The organism is Nitrospirota bacterium (genome assembly GCA_040757595.1).
GTDB lineage: Bacteria > Nitrospirota > Nitrospiria > Nitrospirales > Nitrospiraceae > JBFLWP01.
This window is the reverse complement of record JBFLWP010000007.1, coordinates 140253-156747: the sequence shown is the minus strand read 5'-3', so window position 1 is coordinate 156747 and position 16495 is coordinate 140253. Positions and strand designations below refer to the sequence as shown.

Annotated in this window: 16 protein-coding genes; 5 read left to right on the top strand and 11 right to left on the bottom strand. The window is 66.9% G+C overall.

The window, feature by feature from the left end; all coding sequences use genetic code 11:
- Together AB1411_08685 and AB1411_08680 are read left to right on the top strand one after the other, a co-directional pair.
- The coding region (locus AB1411_08685; protein ID MEW6543674.1) for an integrase core domain-containing protein at nucleotides 1-263 on the top strand (263 nt) is incomplete at its 5' end.
- Nucleotides 264-325: 62 nt separating this feature from the next.
- Nucleotides 326-634: a type II toxin-antitoxin system Phd/YefM family antitoxin gene (locus AB1411_08680; protein MEW6543673.1), complete on the top strand. Its 309-nt coding sequence runs from the start codon at nucleotides 326-328 to the stop codon at nucleotides 632-634.
- On the opposite strand, the gene AB1411_08675 is transcribed toward AB1411_08680, so the two are convergent.
- The 11 genes from AB1411_08675 to lepA form a co-directional block, all read right to left on the bottom strand.
- Nucleotides 604-2001, bottom strand: coding sequence for a Do family serine endopeptidase (locus tag AB1411_08675; GenBank protein MEW6543672.1), 1398 nt, complete (start codon nucleotides 1999-2001; stop codon nucleotides 604-606). The two genes, AB1411_08680 and AB1411_08675, sit on opposite strands and share 31 nt — an antisense overlap.
- 68 nt (nucleotides 2002-2069) lie before the next feature.
- Nucleotides 2070-2687, bottom strand: coding sequence for a TrkA C-terminal domain-containing protein (locus AB1411_08670; GenBank protein MEW6543671.1), 618 nt, complete (start codon nucleotides 2685-2687; stop codon nucleotides 2070-2072).
- A 57-nt stretch (nucleotides 2688-2744) separates the two neighbouring features.
- Nucleotides 2745-3353, bottom strand: a complete 609-nt coding sequence (gene plsY, locus AB1411_08665) for a glycerol-3-phosphate 1-O-acyltransferase PlsY (GenBank protein MEW6543670.1) — start codon at nucleotides 3351-3353, stop codon at nucleotides 2745-2747.
- Nucleotides 3354-3371: 18 nt separating this feature from the next.
- Nucleotides 3372-4004, bottom strand: coding sequence for a CDP-diacylglycerol--glycerol-3-phosphate 3-phosphatidyltransferase (gene pgsA / locus AB1411_08660; protein ID MEW6543669.1), 633 nt, complete (start codon nucleotides 4002-4004; stop codon nucleotides 3372-3374).
- A 24-nt stretch (nucleotides 4005-4028) separates the two neighbouring features.
- Nucleotides 4029-4988, bottom strand: a complete 960-nt coding sequence (locus AB1411_08655; GenBank protein ID MEW6543668.1) for a KpsF/GutQ family sugar-phosphate isomerase — start codon at nucleotides 4986-4988, stop codon at nucleotides 4029-4031.
- Nucleotides 4985-5824 (bottom strand): 3-deoxy-8-phosphooctulonate synthase, encoded by an 840-nt coding sequence (gene kdsA / locus AB1411_08650; GenBank protein MEW6543667.1) that lies wholly within the window; start codon nucleotides 5822-5824, stop codon nucleotides 4985-4987. The genes AB1411_08655 and kdsA overlap by 4 nt, the downstream gene beginning before the upstream one ends.
- 81 nt (nucleotides 5825-5905) lie before the next feature.
- The gene (locus tag AB1411_08645; GenBank protein ID MEW6543666.1) at nucleotides 5906-7516 is read right to left on the bottom strand and encodes a CTP synthase; all 1611 of its coding nucleotides are present in this window, start codon (nucleotides 7514-7516) and stop codon (nucleotides 5906-5908) included.
- Nucleotides 7517-7585: 69 nt separating this feature from the next.
- A complete protein-coding gene (gene kdsB / locus AB1411_08640) occupies nucleotides 7586-8347 on the bottom strand; it encodes a 3-deoxy-manno-octulosonate cytidylyltransferase (protein MEW6543665.1) in 762 nt (253 codons plus the stop codon).
- Complete coding sequence (gene rfaE1 / locus AB1411_08635; GenBank protein MEW6543664.1) at nucleotides 8340-9338, bottom strand: D-glycero-beta-D-manno-heptose-7-phosphate kinase; 999 nt, start codon at nucleotides 9336-9338, stop codon at nucleotides 8340-8342. Before rfaE1 ends, kdsB begins: the two co-directional genes overlap by 8 nt.
- Before the next feature lie 35 nt (nucleotides 9339-9373).
- Nucleotides 9374-10159 (bottom strand): signal peptidase I, encoded by a 786-nt coding sequence (gene lepB, locus AB1411_08630; protein ID MEW6543663.1) that lies wholly within the window; start codon nucleotides 10157-10159, stop codon nucleotides 9374-9376.
- Nucleotides 10156-11967 (bottom strand): translation elongation factor 4, encoded by a 1812-nt coding sequence (gene lepA, locus AB1411_08625; protein MEW6543662.1) that lies wholly within the window; start codon nucleotides 11965-11967, stop codon nucleotides 10156-10158. Before lepA ends, lepB begins: the two co-directional genes overlap by 4 nt.
- A 127-nt stretch (nucleotides 11968-12094) precedes the next feature.
- On the opposite strand from lepA, the gene bioA reads away from it, so the two are divergent.
- The 3 genes from bioA to AB1411_08610 all read left to right on the top strand — a co-directional run bounded on the left by bioA (nucleotide 12095) and on the right by AB1411_08610 (nucleotide 16377).
- Nucleotides 12095-13462 carry an adenosylmethionine--8-amino-7-oxononanoate transaminase gene (gene bioA / locus AB1411_08620; GenBank protein MEW6543661.1) on the top strand — a complete coding sequence of 456 codons (1368 nt, stop codon included), beginning with the start codon at nucleotides 12095-12097 and terminating at the stop codon, nucleotides 13460-13462.
- A 182-nt stretch (nucleotides 13463-13644) separates the two neighbouring features.
- The gene (locus tag AB1411_08615) at nucleotides 13645-15651 is read left to right on the top strand and encodes a glycoside hydrolase family 15 protein (GenBank protein MEW6543660.1); all 2007 of its coding nucleotides are present in this window, start codon (nucleotides 13645-13647) and stop codon (nucleotides 15649-15651) included.
- Between the two features lie 15 nt (nucleotides 15652-15666).
- The gene (locus AB1411_08610) at nucleotides 15667-16377 is read left to right on the top strand and encodes an ROK family protein (GenBank protein MEW6543659.1); all 711 of its coding nucleotides are present in this window, start codon (nucleotides 15667-15669) and stop codon (nucleotides 16375-16377) included.
- Nucleotides 16378-16495 lie beyond the last annotated feature (118 nt).

Sequence of the window (16495 nt, the reverse complement as noted above, 5' to 3'; positions counted from 1 at the left end):
GGGCCATGGGATTGATCCCCTGCCACACACCCCGACGGAGTCCGGAGTCAAACGGCCTGGCCGAGGCGTTCTTCGGCAGCTTCAAGCGGGATTACGTGTACCAGGCCTGCTTGGAGACATTCGAGACAGTGGGACAGCAGATCCCCGTGTGGATCGACCATTACAACCAGCAGGCGCCGCACAGTGCGCTCGGAATGCAGTCACCGGCCGGCGTTCTATGCGGACTGGAGAGTCAAAAACACGAAACGACCTGTCCAAAATGAGGTGGGGCAGTACAGCGGCTAGATAGACGGTCTCGATGCTAAAGGTAGACCGGTTCATCTCCGTGACGGAAGCGAAAAACAAGCTGCTGGGGCTGATTCGCGGTCTGAAGTCGCGTCAGGAGATTGTCGTGATCACTCGTGACGGGGGGCCGGCTGCCGTGTTGCTGAGCATGGATCAGTTCGAGGGGTTCATGGAGACGATCGAAATCCTGAGCAATCAGAAAACCATGCGGGCCCTACGGCGTGCGATGAAACAGGCCAAAGCGGGGAAATGGATTTCTCATGAGGCGGTGTTCGGTCACAAGAGTGCGTGGCGGCTCTTTTTCGTCAGCCGCGCTTCTTACTTCTCGCTGGGTTTCAGCACCACGTAGAAGGCGCGGGCCTCCCGCAGCACCCGCAGCAGCACCGTCTCGCCGCGCTTGACCCGCTTCACCTGCTCGGTGAACTCGTTCACCGTCGCGACCTCGATCCGGTTGACCTCCTTGATGAGGTCGCCCTCCCGCAGCCCTTCGGCCTCCGCGATGCTCCCCCGGTCCACCTTCGTGATCAGGACCCCCTTCGTGTCCTTCAGCTTGAACTTCTCCGCCAGCTCCGCCGTCAGGTCCTGGACGTCCAGGCCCAGCTTGACCTCCGAGCGGGAGGCCGGGGGGAGCGAGGCGACCACCGGGTTCTCGCGCCGCTCGGCCAGGGAAACCGACAGGGTCAGGCGCTGGCTGTCTCGGATCACCTCGACCGACGCGGTCGCCCCCGGCTCGAGCTGGGCGATCAGCCGGGACAGGGCGTTGGGCGTGTCCACCAGCTTCCCGTCCACCTTCGTGATGATGTCGCCCGGCTTGATCCCGGCCCGGGCCGCCGGATCGTTCTCGAACACCTCGTTGACCAGCACCCCTTCGCCCTCGGTCCCTCCGAACTTGCTGGCCAGCTCCGCCGTCACCGGCTGAATCCCGACCCCCAGCCAGCCGCGGATCACCTTGCCGCGCGACACCAGTTGCTGATAGACCTGCTTGGCCATGTTCGACGGGATCGCGAAGCCGATGCCCTGGGCGAAGTTGATGATCGCCGTGTTGATCCCGACGACCTCGCCGCGGATGTTGAACAGCGGCCCGCCCGAGTTGCCGGGATTGATGGAGGCGTCCGTCTGGATGAAATTCTCGTAGCGGGAGAGGTTCATGTTCTCCCGCCCGATCCCGCTCACGACTCCCAGCGTCACGGTCCGGTCCAGGCCGAACGGGTTGCCCACCGCCAGCACCCACTGGCCGACCTTCACGGAGGCCGAATCGCCGAACGCGGCGGCGGGGAGGGTCCGGTCGGTGGCGACCTTCAGGACCGCGAGGTCCGTGTCCGGGTCCTTGCCGACCACCTGCGCGACGAACTTGGTCTTGTCCGAGAGGCGGACTTCCACTTCGCCGGCGTCGCCCACCACGTGGTTGTTCGTCATGATGTACCCGTGCGGATCGACGATGACGCCCGAGCCGGTCCCCGGGGAATTCGGCTGGCGCTCGCGCGGGGCGTCCTTCGACCGGCCCGGACCCTGGACGGGGAGGATGTTGACGACCGACGGCTTCACCCGCTCGGCGAGATCCGTGATGACGCTCTGGAACTCCTCGAGCAGGCGGAGGCCGCCGCTCTCGGTCGGCGGCGCCGGCGCGCCGGCCGCGGGTGCGGCCCAGGGCAGGGACAGGACGAGGACGGACCAGACCGAGACGAACAGGCGGACCGATGCGGATCGAATCTCCATGGTGGACGCTCCGTTGTTCCCGACCGAGCGGGAGTGACGAGGCCAGGCGACCGTCTACCGTTATTGTATCAGGCTCGGATACGCTGTTTCTCGGAAAACAGGGACCGGGCGGCCGGCATCTCGCCGCGCGGCCCGAGCAGGACGACGATGTCGCCGGTTCGGAGGACGACGCTCTCGGCCGCCGTGAGCAGGGCCGGCCCCCGCAGCACGGCCACCAGACGGACGTCCGGCGGCAAGCCCAGGTGCCCGGCCGGCTGGCCGACGACCGGCGAACCTTGCGGCACGGCGATCCGCTCAATGGTGGCCGACCGGGTGAAGAGGTCCCGTTGCAGCAGGAGGAGCTCCTCCTGGAGGCTTTCGGCTTCCAGTTCCCGGATCAGGGCCTCGACCTGTGCCAACTCGCCCTTGAGGAGCCGGAGCCGCGAGGACGCCGCAGCCAGCGTCGGGGACGGGTCCTGGTCGGCTTGGGCCGGCGTCACGTCCGGGGCCAGCCGGTCGGCCAGGACGGTGCCGGCTTCACGGTGCAGGTCGTCAATCTGCCGGCTGATCGTTGCGGCCTTCCAGTGGAGCTTCAAGGTCTGCACCTTGCGGTTGACCCGCTCCGAGACAGCCAGGACAGACTCGTGGAGCCCCGTGAGGGTGAGGGTCAGCTCCTTGCGGACGCGCTGGAGGAATTCGGCAGCCATAGCAGCTCGCTTAACCGGGGTTGATGGTTCAATAAATGTCGGATAAGAACGATTATGTTAACTCGTATGTTGGCCGATCCTTGGCTCCGTACCCTGCCACAGCCTCACGATATTCCCTTGGTGCCGCAGGATGATCAGCCCAGCCACGATCCACGTGAACACCTGGAACCCCCGGCTCTGTCCCGAGGCTAAGGAGGCCAAGGGCAGCAGGCTGAACGCCATCAAGGCTGCCCCGGACGAATAGCGCCAGAGGCCGGCGACAACCAGCCAGGTCAGGAGTAGCAGCCCGCCCAGCCAGGGAACCAGGCCGAGCACCGAACCGAGGGCCGTCGCCACCCCCTTGCCGCCGCGGAATCCTAAGAACAGCGGGAACAGGTGCCCCAGGATGGGAGCCAGGGCGACCGCCATGATCGCGGCCTCCTGATTCAGCAGTGCGCCCGCAGCCCAGGCCGGGAGCCAGCCCTTTCCCACGTCTCCGAGCAGAGTCAGGACGCCGGCCTTCTTGCCGCAGACCCGGAGGACGTTGGTAAACCCGATGTTCCGGCTGCCGGCCGTGCGCGGGTCCACGGTGCCTAGTCCCTTGGCCACGATCACGCCGAACGGGATCGAGCCCAGAAGATAGCCGGCGAGGGCCAGGACGATCGGCAGCCAGCCGGATGGGGTCATGGAATCGTTCAAGAATCGCTAGAGCTTCTTGATCGCGACCTCACGCCAGAAGCTCATGAGGATGCGGCCGCCGGACACCAACGCCAGCCCCAGGGCCAGGTACAGCAGGCCGGTCCCCAGCGGATGGAGGTTCCACGAGACGGGCACCAGCCCCCCCCGCCCGTCGTCCAGGATCAGCAGGACGACGGCGACGACCTGCAGGGCCATCTTCCACTTGCCGATCGTCTCCGAGGAGAGCACCACCCCGTCCGCCGCCGCGATGGCCCGGATGCCCGTGACCGCCACCTCGCGGGCGATGATCAGGATCGCGACCAGCGCGATCACCCGGTCGAATTGCACGAGCAGGATCAAGCCGGAGAGGACCAGCAGCTTGTCGGCGATCGGATCCAGCAGCCGGCCGAGCCGGGTGATCTCCCCCCGCCGCCGGGCGATGTACCCGTCCAGCAGGTCGGTCACGGCGGCCACGACGAAGACCATCGCCGCCGCCAGGGACCGCTCCGGGGTCGGGTTGATGAAGAGGAGGACGAAGACCGGGATCAGCAGGATGCGGGCGAAGGTCAGCAGGTTGGCCAGGGTCAGGCGCGATTCCTTGGCCTCAGGACCTGCCGCTCCGACCGCCGGCGGCTGCTTGACCGCATCCGTGATCCGCATGACGCCCGTCCGGTTCGGTTCGATTCAGACGATGCCGCTTTTCAGCAGGTCGTGCAGGTGGATGACGCCGGCGATGCGGCGGTTTTCTTCCACCACCACGAGCGAGGTGATCGAATGTTGCTCCATGATCTGGACCGCGCGGGCGGCCAGCTCGTCCGGGCCGATCGTCTTGGGACGCCTGGTTGCCAGCTCCCCGGCTTTGGCGACGGCCACGTCCACTCCCCGTTCGAGGATCCGCCGCAGGTCCCCGTCCGTGATCACGCCCAGGAGCCGTCCGGACGCGTCCACGACCGTGGTCATACCCAGCTTCTTGCCCGTCATCTCCAGGATCGCGTCCCTGGCGGAGGCCTGCTCGGGCACCAGCGGGACCGCCGGTCCCTGGTGCATGAGGTCGCGGACCTTGAGCAGCAGGCGTCGGCCGAGGGTGCCGCCGGGATGGAATTGGGCGAAGTCCTCCTCCTTGAAGCCGCGCTTCTGGAGGAGCGCGATCGCGAGGGCGTCCCCCATGGCCAGCGTGGCGGTCGTGCTGGCGGTCGGGGCCAAGCCCATGGGACAGGCCTCCTCGCTCACCGAGACGTCCAGCACCACGTCGCTGTTCTTCGCCAGGGTGGACTGGACCCGGCCGGTCAGCGCGATCACGGGGACGTTCAGCCGCTTGACGAACGGGAGGAGCTTGAGGATCTCCTCGGTCTCCCCGCTGTTGGAGATGGCCAGCAGCACGTCGCGGCGCGCCAGCATCCCCAGGTCTCCGTGGATGCCTTCAGCCGGATGCAGGAAGAAGGCCGGCGTGCCCGTGCTCGCGAGGGTGGCCGCGATCTTCTGGCCGATGAGGCCGGATTTCCCCATCCCCGAGACCACCACCTTGCCGGCGCAGTCGTGGAGCGCCGCGACGGCCTTGGTGAACCGGTCGTCCAGGCGGCCGATCAGGCCGGCGATCGCCCGGGCTTCGATCTCCAGCACCCGCTTCCCGTGCTCGACGCTCATGCGGCTCCCTCCGGCCCCTTCCCCGCCGCGGCGCAGATCCGGAGCAGCCGTTCCAGGAGAGGCTTCAGTTGGTGGAGCGGGACCATGTTCGGCCCGTCGGACAGGGCTTGATCAGGATCGGGATGCACTTCCATGAAGAAGCCGTCGCAGCCCGCGGCGGCCGCGGCGCTCGCCAGCGGCCCGATGAACTCCCGCTGCCCGGAGGACTTGGTCCCCGCCCCGCCCGGCAGTTGCACGCTGTGCGTGGCGTCGAAGACGACCGGGTAGCCGAAGCTCCGCATGACCGGGAACGAGCGCATGTCCACGACGAGGTTGTTGTAGCCGAACGAGGCGCCCCGCTCGGTCAGGAGAATCCGGGTGGTGCCGCTCTCTTCCAGCTTCTGGACGACGTTGCCCATCTCCCAGGGGGACAGGAACTGGCCCTTCTTCACGTTCACGGCGCGGCCGGTCTTGGCCGCGGCGATGAGCAGGTCGGTCTGCCGGCAGAGGAAGGCCGGGATCTGGAGCACGTCCACGACCTCGCTTGCCTGGGCGGCTTCCTCCGCCGTGTGGACGTCCGTGAGCACCGGCACCCCCACCTCCTCCCGGATCTTCCGCAGCAGGGCGAGGCCCGGCTCGAGGCCCGGCCCCCGGAAGGACGCGATCGAGCTCCGGTTGGCCTTGTCGTAGGAGGACTTGAAGACGTAGGGCATGCCGAGCGCGCGGGTGATCTCGGCGATCCGCCCGGCGGTCTCGAGGGCGAGCCGCTCGCTCTCGAGCACGCAGGGGCCGGCGATCAGGAAGTGGCGGTGGGCAGCCCCGACTTTGAACGGGCCCAGGTCAACTTCGTGCAGCATAGCCTCGTCCCTCGTCTCTCGTGAAGCGTCTCTCGTCTTCGCTCACGAACGACGCTTCACGAATCACGCAACACGCCCTCATCAGTGCCCGCACTTCCGCCGCAGGGCCGCACCCACGAAGGCGCTGAAGAGCGGATGGGGCCGGTGCGGGCGGGAGGTGAACTCCGGATGGAACTGGGTGGCCAGGAACCAGGGATGCTCCTTGAGCTCGACGATCTCGACGAGGCGCCCGTCCGGCGAGAGCCCGCTCAGGACGAGGCCGTGGCTGGTCAACTGGTCCCGGTAGGCGTTGTTGAACTCGTACCGGTGGCGGTGCCGCTCCCGGACCTCGGTGACCCCGTAGGCCTTGTGGGCCGCGGAGCCCTCCAGGATGCGGCAGGGGTAGGCGCCGAGCCGCATCGTGCCGCCCTTGTCCTGCACGGACCGCTGGTCCGCCATCAGATCGATCACCGGGTGCGGCGTGTGCGGGTCGAACTCGGAGCTGTTCGCGCCGGCCAGACCGGCCACGTGGCGGGCCAGCTCGATCACCGCGCACTGCATCCCCAGGCAGAGGCCGAAGAAGGGCACGCCCCGCTCGCGCGCGTAGCGGATCGTCTCGATCTTGCCTTCGATGCCGCGCACGCCGAACCCGCCGGGGATCAGGATGCCGTCCGCGTCCCGGAGGAGCCGCTCGGTGCCGGTGCGGTGGAGCTCGTCGGACTCGACCCAGTGGACGTGCACGCGCGTCTCGTGGTCGATGCCCCCGTGCACGAGCGCCTCGGTGAGGCTCTTGTAGGACTCCTTCAACCCCACGTACTTGCCCACCAGCGCGACCGTGACCTCGTGCTTGGGATACTTGATCTTCTGGACCATCGCGTCCCATTCGCGCAGGTTCGGCGGGCCCGTCTCCAGCTTCAGCAGGCGGACGATCAGCTCGTCCAGCCCCTCCTTGCGGAACACGATCGGCACCTCGTAAACCGTCTCCACGTCCTTGGCCGTGATCACCGCGCCCTTCTCCACGTTGCAGAACAGGGCGATCTTTTCCTTGAGGTCCGGGGGCAGGTACCGGTCCGTGCGGCACAAGAGGACGTTGGGCTGGATGCCGATCTCCCGCAGCTTGTTGACCGAATGCTGGGTGGGCTTGGTCTTGAGCTCGCCGGAGGCGCCGATGTAGGGCACGAGCGTCAAATGGACGTAGAGGACGTTCTCGCGGCCGACGTCGTAGGGCATCTGCCGGATCGCCTCCAGGAACGGGAGGCTCTCGATGTCGCCGACCGTCCCTCCGATCTCGACGATCGTCACGTCCACCCCTTCGGCCACGGTCAGGATCGCGCGCTTGATCTCGTCGGTGATGTGCGGCACCACCTGCACGGTCCCGCCCAGGTAGTCGCCGCGCCGCTCCTTCGTGATCACCGAGTTGTAGATGCGGCCGGTGGTCTGGTTGTTGGCCTTGCTCAGCGTGAGCGAGGTGTACCGTTCGTAGTGGCCCAGATCCAGGTCGGTCTCGGCTCCGTCGTCGGTCACGAAGACCTCCCCGTGCTGGTAGGGGTTCATCGTGCCGGGATCCACGTTGATGTACGGGTCGAGCTTGAGGAACGTGATCTTGAGCCCCCTGCTCTCCAGCAGGTTGCCGATCGAGGCGGACGCCAGCCCCTTTCCCAGGGACGACACCACGCCGCCGGTCACGAAGATGAATTTGCTGGTGGTGGCCATGGCCCTCCTCATGCTAGCGGAACGAGTCGGTGGTCGGGACGCTCGCGATGTCCGTCACGATCCCGGCGATCATGGGCAGGGTGCCAGCCGTTTGAGGACCCCGGCGGCCTCCTCCAGATCGGCCGGCGTGTCGATCCGCAGCGAGGGGTGGGCCGTCTCCCACACCCGGATGCGAATGCCGTGCTCGAGCGCGCGGAGCTGCTCGAGCTTCTCCGCGTCTTCCAGGCGGCCGGTCGGCAGCGACGCGAACCGGAACAGCGTGTCACGCGTGTAAATGTAAATGCCGAGATGGATGGAATGCAACCCGTTGGAGCCGACGCCCTCCGGCTGGTCCCGCTCATAGGGAATCGGCGCGCGCGAAAAATACAGGGCGTCGCCCCGCTCGTCCGTCACGACCTTCACGATGGCCGGGTTCCGGATCTCTTCCGCCGCGGTCAGCCGGCGCTTCAACGTGCCCATCCCCGCCCCACTCTCCAGGAACGGGAGCACGAGGTCCTCGAACAGGCCTGAGTCCAGCGCGATCTCGTCCCCCTGCAGGTTGACGAAGACCTCCCCGTCCAGCTTCCGGGCCACGCCCGCCACCCGATCCGTCCCGGTCCGGTAGGGCTCCCCGGTCAGGACCACGGCGCCTCCGAAGGCCGTCACGGCTTCCGCGATGCGGGGATCGTCGGTCGCGATGAGAACCCGGTCGACGCACCGGGCGCTCTGCGCCCGCTCGTAGACGTGCTGGATCAGGGGCTTGTCGAGGAGCCGGACCAGCGGCTTGCCGGGAAACCGCGAGGAGCCGTGCCGCGCCGGAATCACGACCGTGACCAACGGCCTGCTAGGCATGGGCGAGCGCCTCGGTGAGCTGCGCGGCCGTGACCGTCGCGGTTCCGACCATGCCGACCGCGATCCCCGCCGCGTGGTTGGCCAGCACGGCGGCGTCCGGCATGGCGGCGCCGGTCGCGAGCGCGAGGGCCAGGGTGCCGATCACCGTGTCGCCGGCACCGGTCACGTCGTAGACCTGCCGGGCCACCGTCGGGATGTGGCGGCTGGCTCCGTCGGACTCGAACAGGCTCATCCCCTTCTCGCCGCGGGTGATCAGGACCGACCGGCAGCCGAGCCGCTGCCGGATGATCTCGCCCGCCTCCGTGATGGTCCGATCGTCCTCGCCGTGCAGGCCGGCCGCCTGGGTCGCCTCCAGGTGGTTCGGGGTCACGACCGTCACGCCCTTGTAATAGGCGAAGTGCTCCACCTTTGGATCCACGATGATCGGGATGCGCCGGAGGGATGCCAGCCGGGTCAGCTCCGCCATGAGCGGGGCCGTCACGACGCCCTTGGCGTAGTCGGAGACGACCAGGCAGGAGATCTCGCGAAGCCGCGATTCCACGTACCGGACGATGCGGCGCTGGATCGGCTCCTTGATGTCCGACCGCCGCTCCACGTCGTACCGGACGACCTGCTGGTTGTGGGCGACCACCCGGGTCTTCCTGGTGGTGGGCCGGTCCGGGTCGATCACGACCCCTCCCCGTCCCTGCCGCAGGACGCCCAGCTCCTTCAAGAGCTGCCGGCCTCCCTCATCGGCGCCGACGACCCCGCAGATGTCGGCCTTGCCGCCCAGCGCGAGGATGTTGTTGTACACGTTGGCCGCGCCCCCGAGCTGGAGCGACTCCGAATGGACGTGCACGACCGGCACGGGCGCCTCGGGCGAGATCCGGCTGACTTTGCCCCAGACGTAATGGTCGAGGATCAGGTCCCCCACGACCAGGACGGACGCCTGGGGAAACCGCTGGATGTGGGGGATCAGTTTTGAGTTTTGAGTTTTCAGTTTTGAGTTCAACTCAACACTCACAATTCAACATTCACAACCTGTTCTTACCGGATGGCCTTGCCGAGTCGTTCCCATCTGACCCACTGTTTCCAATCGCCCTGCCCGCTCCAGGACCAATAGATCCGGAAAGCCTTGCCCTTGATCTTCTCGGCGCTGACGAAGCCCCAGAACCGGCTGTCCAGGCTCTGGTCCCGGTTGTCCCCCATCACGAAGTAGGCCTGCTCGGGGACGGTCACCGGGCCGAAATTGTCCCGCGGATTGATCGTGCCGTCAATGGTGCCGGGATCCACCCGCTGGGTGAAGGCCTGGTCCTCGAACGGGACCCCGTTCACGTGCACGACCTTGTTCCGGATCTCGATCTTGTCGCCGGGCAGCCCGACGATCCGCTTGATGAAGTCCTTGTCCTCGTCCTCCGGATAGCGGAAGACGATCACGTCGCCCCGCTGCGGCTGGCCGAAGGAGACCAGCGTGCGGGAGGCGTAGCAGGTGAGGGGCGGAAAGGCCATCTTGACCTTGCAGTCGGCCGGCCACTGGACGCCGTACGACAGCTTGCTGACCAGGATGTGGTCCCCGATCAGCAGCGTCGGGATCATCGAGCCGGACGGAATCTTGAAGGCCTGGACCACGAACACGCGGATCGCGAAGGCGAGCAGCATGGCCACGACGATGGCCTCGGCGTACTCGCGCAGGACCGACTTGCGGGCGGGCGGCGCCTGGGCGACCGCGGTCGCCGCCGCGGCGCCGTTCCCCTCCGGTCCCGGCGCGGCGGCGGCTTCCGCCGAGGCGCTCCGCCCCTCCTCGATCCCCGACGGATTCGGTTCCATGGTCACTCGCCCGTCACCTTCAGGAGCGCGAGAAACGCCTCCTGCGGCACTTCCACCCGGCCCACCTGCTTCATCCGTTTCTTGCCCTCTTTCTGCTTCTCCCACAGTTTGCGCTTTCTCGTGATGTCGCCGCCGTAACATTTGGCCGTCACGTTCTTCCGCAGGGCCCCCACGGTCTCGCGGGCGATCACCTTGCTGCCGATCGCCGCCTGGATCGCCACCTCGAACATCTGTTTGGGGATCAACTCCTTCATCCTCTCGGCGAGCTGCCGGCCCCGGATCTGCGCCTTCTCCCGGTGCGTGATGAACGACAGCGCGTCCACCGTCTCCCCGTTCAGCAGCATGTCCACCTTGACCAGGTCCGACTCCCGATAGCCGATGAATTCGTAGTCCAGCGAGGCGTAGCCCTGGGTCTTGGACTTCAGCCGGTCGTAGAAATCCAGGATGACCTCGTTGAGCGGCAGCTCGTATGTCAGCATCACGCGCGTGGGGTCCAGGTACTGGAGCCCCTTTTGGACGCCGCGCTTCTCCTGGCAGAGTTGCAGGACGTTGCCCACGTACCGCTCGGGGGTGATGATCGTGATCAGGATGAACGGTTCCTCGAAGCTTTCGATCGAAGAGGGCGAGGGCAGCTTCGCGGGGTTGTCGATGGACAGGATATCGCCGGCCGTGGTCAGGACCTGGTAGACCACGGTGGGCGCGGTCGTGATCAGCGTCAGCCCGTACTCACGCTCCAGCCGCTCCTGGATGATTTCCATGTGCAGCAGGCCCAGGAAGCCGCAGCGGAAGCCGAAGCCCAGCGCGAGGGAGGTCTCCGGCTCGTAAACGAACGAGGAGTCGTTCAGCCGGAGCTTCTGCAGGGCGTCCCGCAGGTTCTCGAACTGCGCGGTGTCCGTCGGGTACAGGCCGCAGAAGACGAGCGGTTTGACCTCCTTGTAGCCGGGGAACGGCGCGTCGGTGGGCCGGCCGGCCTCGGTGATCGTGTCCCCGATCTTCGTGTCCGCCGCCTCCCGGATGTTGGCGCAGACGTAGCCGACCTCGCCGGTGGCCAGCCGGTCGGTCTTCGTGCGCTTGGGGGCGAACACTCCGACCTCGGTGACCTCGAAGAGCTTGTTGTTGGACATCAGCCGGATCTTCGTCCCGGGCCTGATCTGGCCGTCAATGACGCGCGTCAGCACGATGACCCCCTGGTAGTTGTCGAACCAGGAGTCGAAGATCAGGGCTTTGAGCGGCTTGTCGGCGCGGCCCGAAGGCGGCGGAATGCGCGCGACGACGGCTTCGAGCACCTCGCGCACGCCGCGCCCCTCCTTCGCGCTGACGAGCAGGGCGTCCTTCGCGTCCAGGCCCAGCACCTCCTGGATCTGGTGCTTGACGCCCTCCACGTCCGCGCTCGGCAGGTCGATCTTGTTGATCACCGGGAGAATCGTCAGGTTGTTGGCCATGGCCAGATGGGCGTTCGCGATCGTCTGGGCTTCGACTCCCTGGGACGCGTCCACGAGGAGCAGGGCCCCTTCGCAAGCGGCCAGGCTCCGGGAGACCTCATAGGTGAAGTCCACGTGCCCGGGCGTATCGATCAGGTGCAGGGCGTAGGTCTGCCCGTCGTCCGCCTTGTACCGGATCGCCACTGCATGGGCCTTGATCGTAATGCCCCGCTCACGTTCGAGGTCCATGGCGTCCAGGATCTGGTCGCGGGACTCTCGGGCGGTGATGGCACCGGTCACTTCCAGAAACCGGTCAGCGAGGGTCGATTTCCCGTGATCGATATGGGCGATAATGGAAAAGTTCCGGATGAGGCTTTGCAAGTCCTTGCTCATGCTGAAGAAATCGGCCCATTATAGACGTTCGACCGCAGGTTGTCAAAGACGAAGCCGGCCCGTATAATCCGCCGACTTTATGGGGAGACCCGCCCGAGGTCCGGGGCGCGGGGCTAGGGGTGGAACGATGAATGGCCGGGAGCCGCTTGCCGATTGGGACCGCCGGTATCTCTGGCATCCCTTCACCCAGATGCGGGAATGGGAGCGGGAAGAGCCGCTGATCATCGAGCGGGGCAAGGGGCCCTACCTGTTCGACAGCCAGGGCCGCCGCTATCTGGACGGCGTCTCTTCCCTCTGGGTCAACGTGCACGGCCACCGGCACCCGGCGCTCGATCGGGCGCTGCACGGACAACTGACCAAGATCGCCCACAGCACCCTGCTGGGCCTCTCCAATCCGCCGGCCATCCGGCTCGCGCGGGAGCTGGTCCGGCTGGCGCCGCCGGGCCTGACCCGGGTCTTCTACTCCGACGACGGGTCCACCGCCGTGGAAGTGGCGTTGAAGATGGCCGTGCAGTTCTGGCGGCAGCGGCGCCCAAATGCCGGGCCCAAACGGACCTTCCTGCACCTCGCCCTCGCCTACCACGGGGACACGGCCGGTGCCATGAGCGTGGGCGGGATCGAGTTGTTCCAAGGGCGGTTCCGGCCCCTGCTCTTTCCGACCCTTGTCGCCGAGCCTCCCTACTGCTACCGCTGTCCGCTCAAGCGGACCTTTCCCTCTTGCAAGCTGGCCTGCCTGGAGCCGATCGAGCAGACGCTCATGCGCCGCCACCGGGACCTGGCCGGTCTCGTGATCGAGCCGCTCGTGCAGGCGGCGGCCGGCATGATCACGGCTCCGCCCGGGTATCTCCGGCGTATCCGCGAGCTCTGCACCAGATACCGGGTGCTCCTAATCGCCGACGAGGTGGCGACCGGCTTCGGACGGACCGGCCGCCTGTTCGCCTGCGAGCACGAAGGGGTCACGCCGGACCTCATGGCGATCAGCAAGGGATTGACCGGCGGCTATCTGCCGCTGGGCGCGACCCTCGCGACCGAGGAGATCTATCAGGCTTTCCTGGGCGAGTACCGAGACTGGAAGACCTTCTTCCACGGGCACAGTTATACCGGCAATCCCCTGGGGTGCGCGGTGGCGCTCGCCAATCTGGAGATCTTCCGCAGGGAGCGGACCCTCGCCCGCCTGCAGCCGAAGGTCAGGGCGCTCGGCCGGCTCCTGCGTCCGCTGGCCCGCCTGTCCCACGTCGGGGACATCCGGCAGAGGGGTTTCATGGTCGGGATCGAACTGGTGCGGGACAGGAAGACCAAGGCCCCCTACCCGCTCGAGGCGCGCATCGGCCACCGGGTGGCGATGGAGGCCAGGGAACGCGGGCTGCTCCTCAGGCCATTGGGGAACGTGATCGTTCTGATGCCGCCCCTCGTGGCAACCGTCCGGGAGCTGGCGCTCATGGTCGCGATCGTCCGCGAGGCGATCCGGGCGGTGACGGAGCAAGGAAAAAGATGACAGCGATTCCCTGTGGTGTATACTGGCTACGCGATTGAACTAGGCGCGTGGTCAGAGGCACGAGGCGAGAGGTAACCGACACGGAGACGCGGCGAAGGGGCGACAGGGTGACCTGCGTATCCCCGCGTCCCCGTGTTCCCGCGTCGCCTGGGTCTTGTGTCCCTCGCCCGCGAAGGTGGAGCATGCCCCGCGATCTGCCGATCGGAAACGGCTCCCTGCTCGTCAACTTCGACTGCAACTACCAACTGCGGGATCTCTACTGGCCGCACGTCGGCCTGGAAAACCATTCCAAGGGCCAGGTCTTCCGCTTCGGGGTCTGGGCGGACGGGGTCTTCAAGTGGCTGGACGATCCCGGCTGGTCCCGCACGATGTGCTACGCGCACGAGACCCTGGTCACGGAGGTTCAGCTTTCGCATCCCGACCTGCAGCTCGATCTCGTGTGCCACGACGCGGTGGACTTCCACGAGAACCTGTACCTGCGGCGCGTTGACGTGAACAACCGGCTCGACCGGGAGCGGCAAGTCCGGCTGTTCTTCCACCACGACCTGCACATCGCCTCGCACGAGGTCGGCGACACGGCCTACTACGAGCCGGAGCGGCGCGCGGTCTACCACTACAAGGGTCCCCGCTGGTTCCTGATCAACGGGGCCACGCCGGGAAAGCGTCCGGAGGACGCCAAGGACTCGGTGGAGGGATGGCACATCGGCCTCCAGCAGTGGGCCTGCGGGCACAAGGGGGTCCACAACCTCCAGGGCACTTGGCGGGACGCGGAGGACGGCATCCTCTCCGGCAACCCGATCGCCCAGGGCTCGGTGGACTCGACCGTCGCGCTGCACCTCACCCTGCCCGCCCAGACCACTCAGAGCGCCTACTACTGGCTCGCCGTGGGCCCGGACTTCGAAGAGGTCACCCGCATCAACCGCGCGGTGCGCCAGCGGGGGCCCTGGAGCTTCCTCAATCGGACCTCCTCCTATTGGCACCTCTGGCTGGATACGCACCGGCCCCAGTTCGCCGACCTGTCCGAGGACGTCAGCCGCCTGTATCTGCTCAGCCTCCTCATTTTGCGGACGCAGGTCGACAACGAGGGAGCGATCCTGGCCGCGAACGACTCGGACATCGCCTCCTCGGTGCGCGACACCTATTCCTACATGTGGCCGAGGGACGGGGCGCTGGTGGCCTACGCGTTGGACATGGCCGGCTACCTGGACATCACCCGGCTGTTCTACAAGTTCTGCCGGGACGTGATCAGCAAGGAGGGGTACCTGCTCCACAAGTACAATCCGGACCGGACCCTGGCCTCGAGCTGGCACCCGTGGATGAGGGACGGCCGCAAGGACCTGCCGATCCAGGAGGACGAGACCGCGCTCGTCCTGTGGGCGCTCTGGAAGCACTTCGAGAAGTGGAAGGACATCGAGTACGTCAAGCCGCTCTACCGCTCCCTCATCATCCGGGCGGCCAATTTCCTCGCGTCGTACCGCGACCAGCGGACTGGCCTGCCGCTGCCGTCCTACGATTTGTGGGAGGAGCGACGCGGCGTGCTGGCCTTCACCACGGCGGCGGTCTGGGCCGGTTTGACGGCGGCGGCGAAATTCGCCAGGGCCTTCGGCGAGTCGGCGGTGGCCGACCAGTACGAGGCCGCCGCGGCCCAGATGAAAGCCGGGGTCGAGACGGTGCTCTTTCGGCCGGAGCGGGACCGTTTCGTGCGCATGGCCAACCGCAGGCCGGACGGAAGTTGGGAGTTCGACGAGACGATCGACGCGTCCCTCTACGGGCTCTGGCACTTCGGCATGTTCCCGGCCGACGACTGGCGCATCGTCAAGACCATGAAGGCGGTGCAGGAGCGTCTCTGGATCAAGACCGGGGTGGGCGGGGTCGCGCGCTACGACAACGACTACTATCACCAGCAGAGCCAGGACCTGGCGAACGTGCCGGGCAATCCCTGGTTCATCTGCACGCTCTGGCTGGCGCAGTGGATGATTGCCACGGCCAGGTCGCGCCAGGACCTCAAACCGGCGGTCGAGCTGCTGGAATGGTGCGCCAGGCACGGGTTGCCGTCCGGAGTCCTCGCGGAGCAGGTGCATCCCAACACCCACGCTCCCCTCTCCGTTTCGCCCCTGACCTGGAGCCACGGGACGTTCGTCATGACAGTCCAGGACTATCTGGCCAGGTGGCGGGCTCTGTTGGGATAAAGGGGTCAACGCACCATGGCCAAGACGGAGCAGGCCGGTTCCCCGCGGACCCTCTCCGTGGACATCGGCGGAAGCGGAGTCAAGGCGCTCGTGCTGGACGAGCGGGGCAAGCCGCTCACGACCCGCGCGCGGGTCAAGACCCCCAAGCCGGCCACCCCGAAGGCGGTGCTGGACGTCATCGTCGGGCTCGCCAAGGCGAAAGGGACGTTCGATCGGGCGTCCGTCGGCTTCCCCGGCGTCGTGCGGAACGGCGTCACGGTCACGGCGCCGAACCTGGATGGGGCCTGGCAAGGCCACAAGCTCGCCAGCGCCTTGAGCCGGCTGCTGCGGAAGCCGGTGCGCGTGGCCAACGACGCCGACGTGCAGGGCTTCGGGGCCATTGCCGGAAAAGGCGTCGAACTGGTCATCACCCTGGGAACCGGCATGGGCTCCGCTCTCTTTGTGGACGGCCGCCTCGTGCCAAACCTGGAGCTGGGGCACCATCCGTTCCGGCGGGGAAAGACCTACGAGGACCAGCTCGGCAACGCGGCGCTCAAGAAGGTGGGGCCAGCCAAGTGGAACAAGCGGCTCGCGCGCGCCATCAAGACGCTCGGCCGGGTGTTCAACTACGACCGGCTCTACATCGGCGGCGGCAACACCAAGCACATCACGATTCCCCTCCCCGCCGACGTGACGATCGTTCCCAACGAGGCGGGGCTCTACGGTGGCATCGCCCTCTGGAAATAGGCAGGCTGCTGAAAAAGCCCTCCAGCTTCGTTCTCTCCACCCGTTGCACGAAGCCTCGCAACGGGTCCCCGCCGTTCCCCGTTCCCCTCAACGTACCGCCCAAGAGTACGCCTCGGGG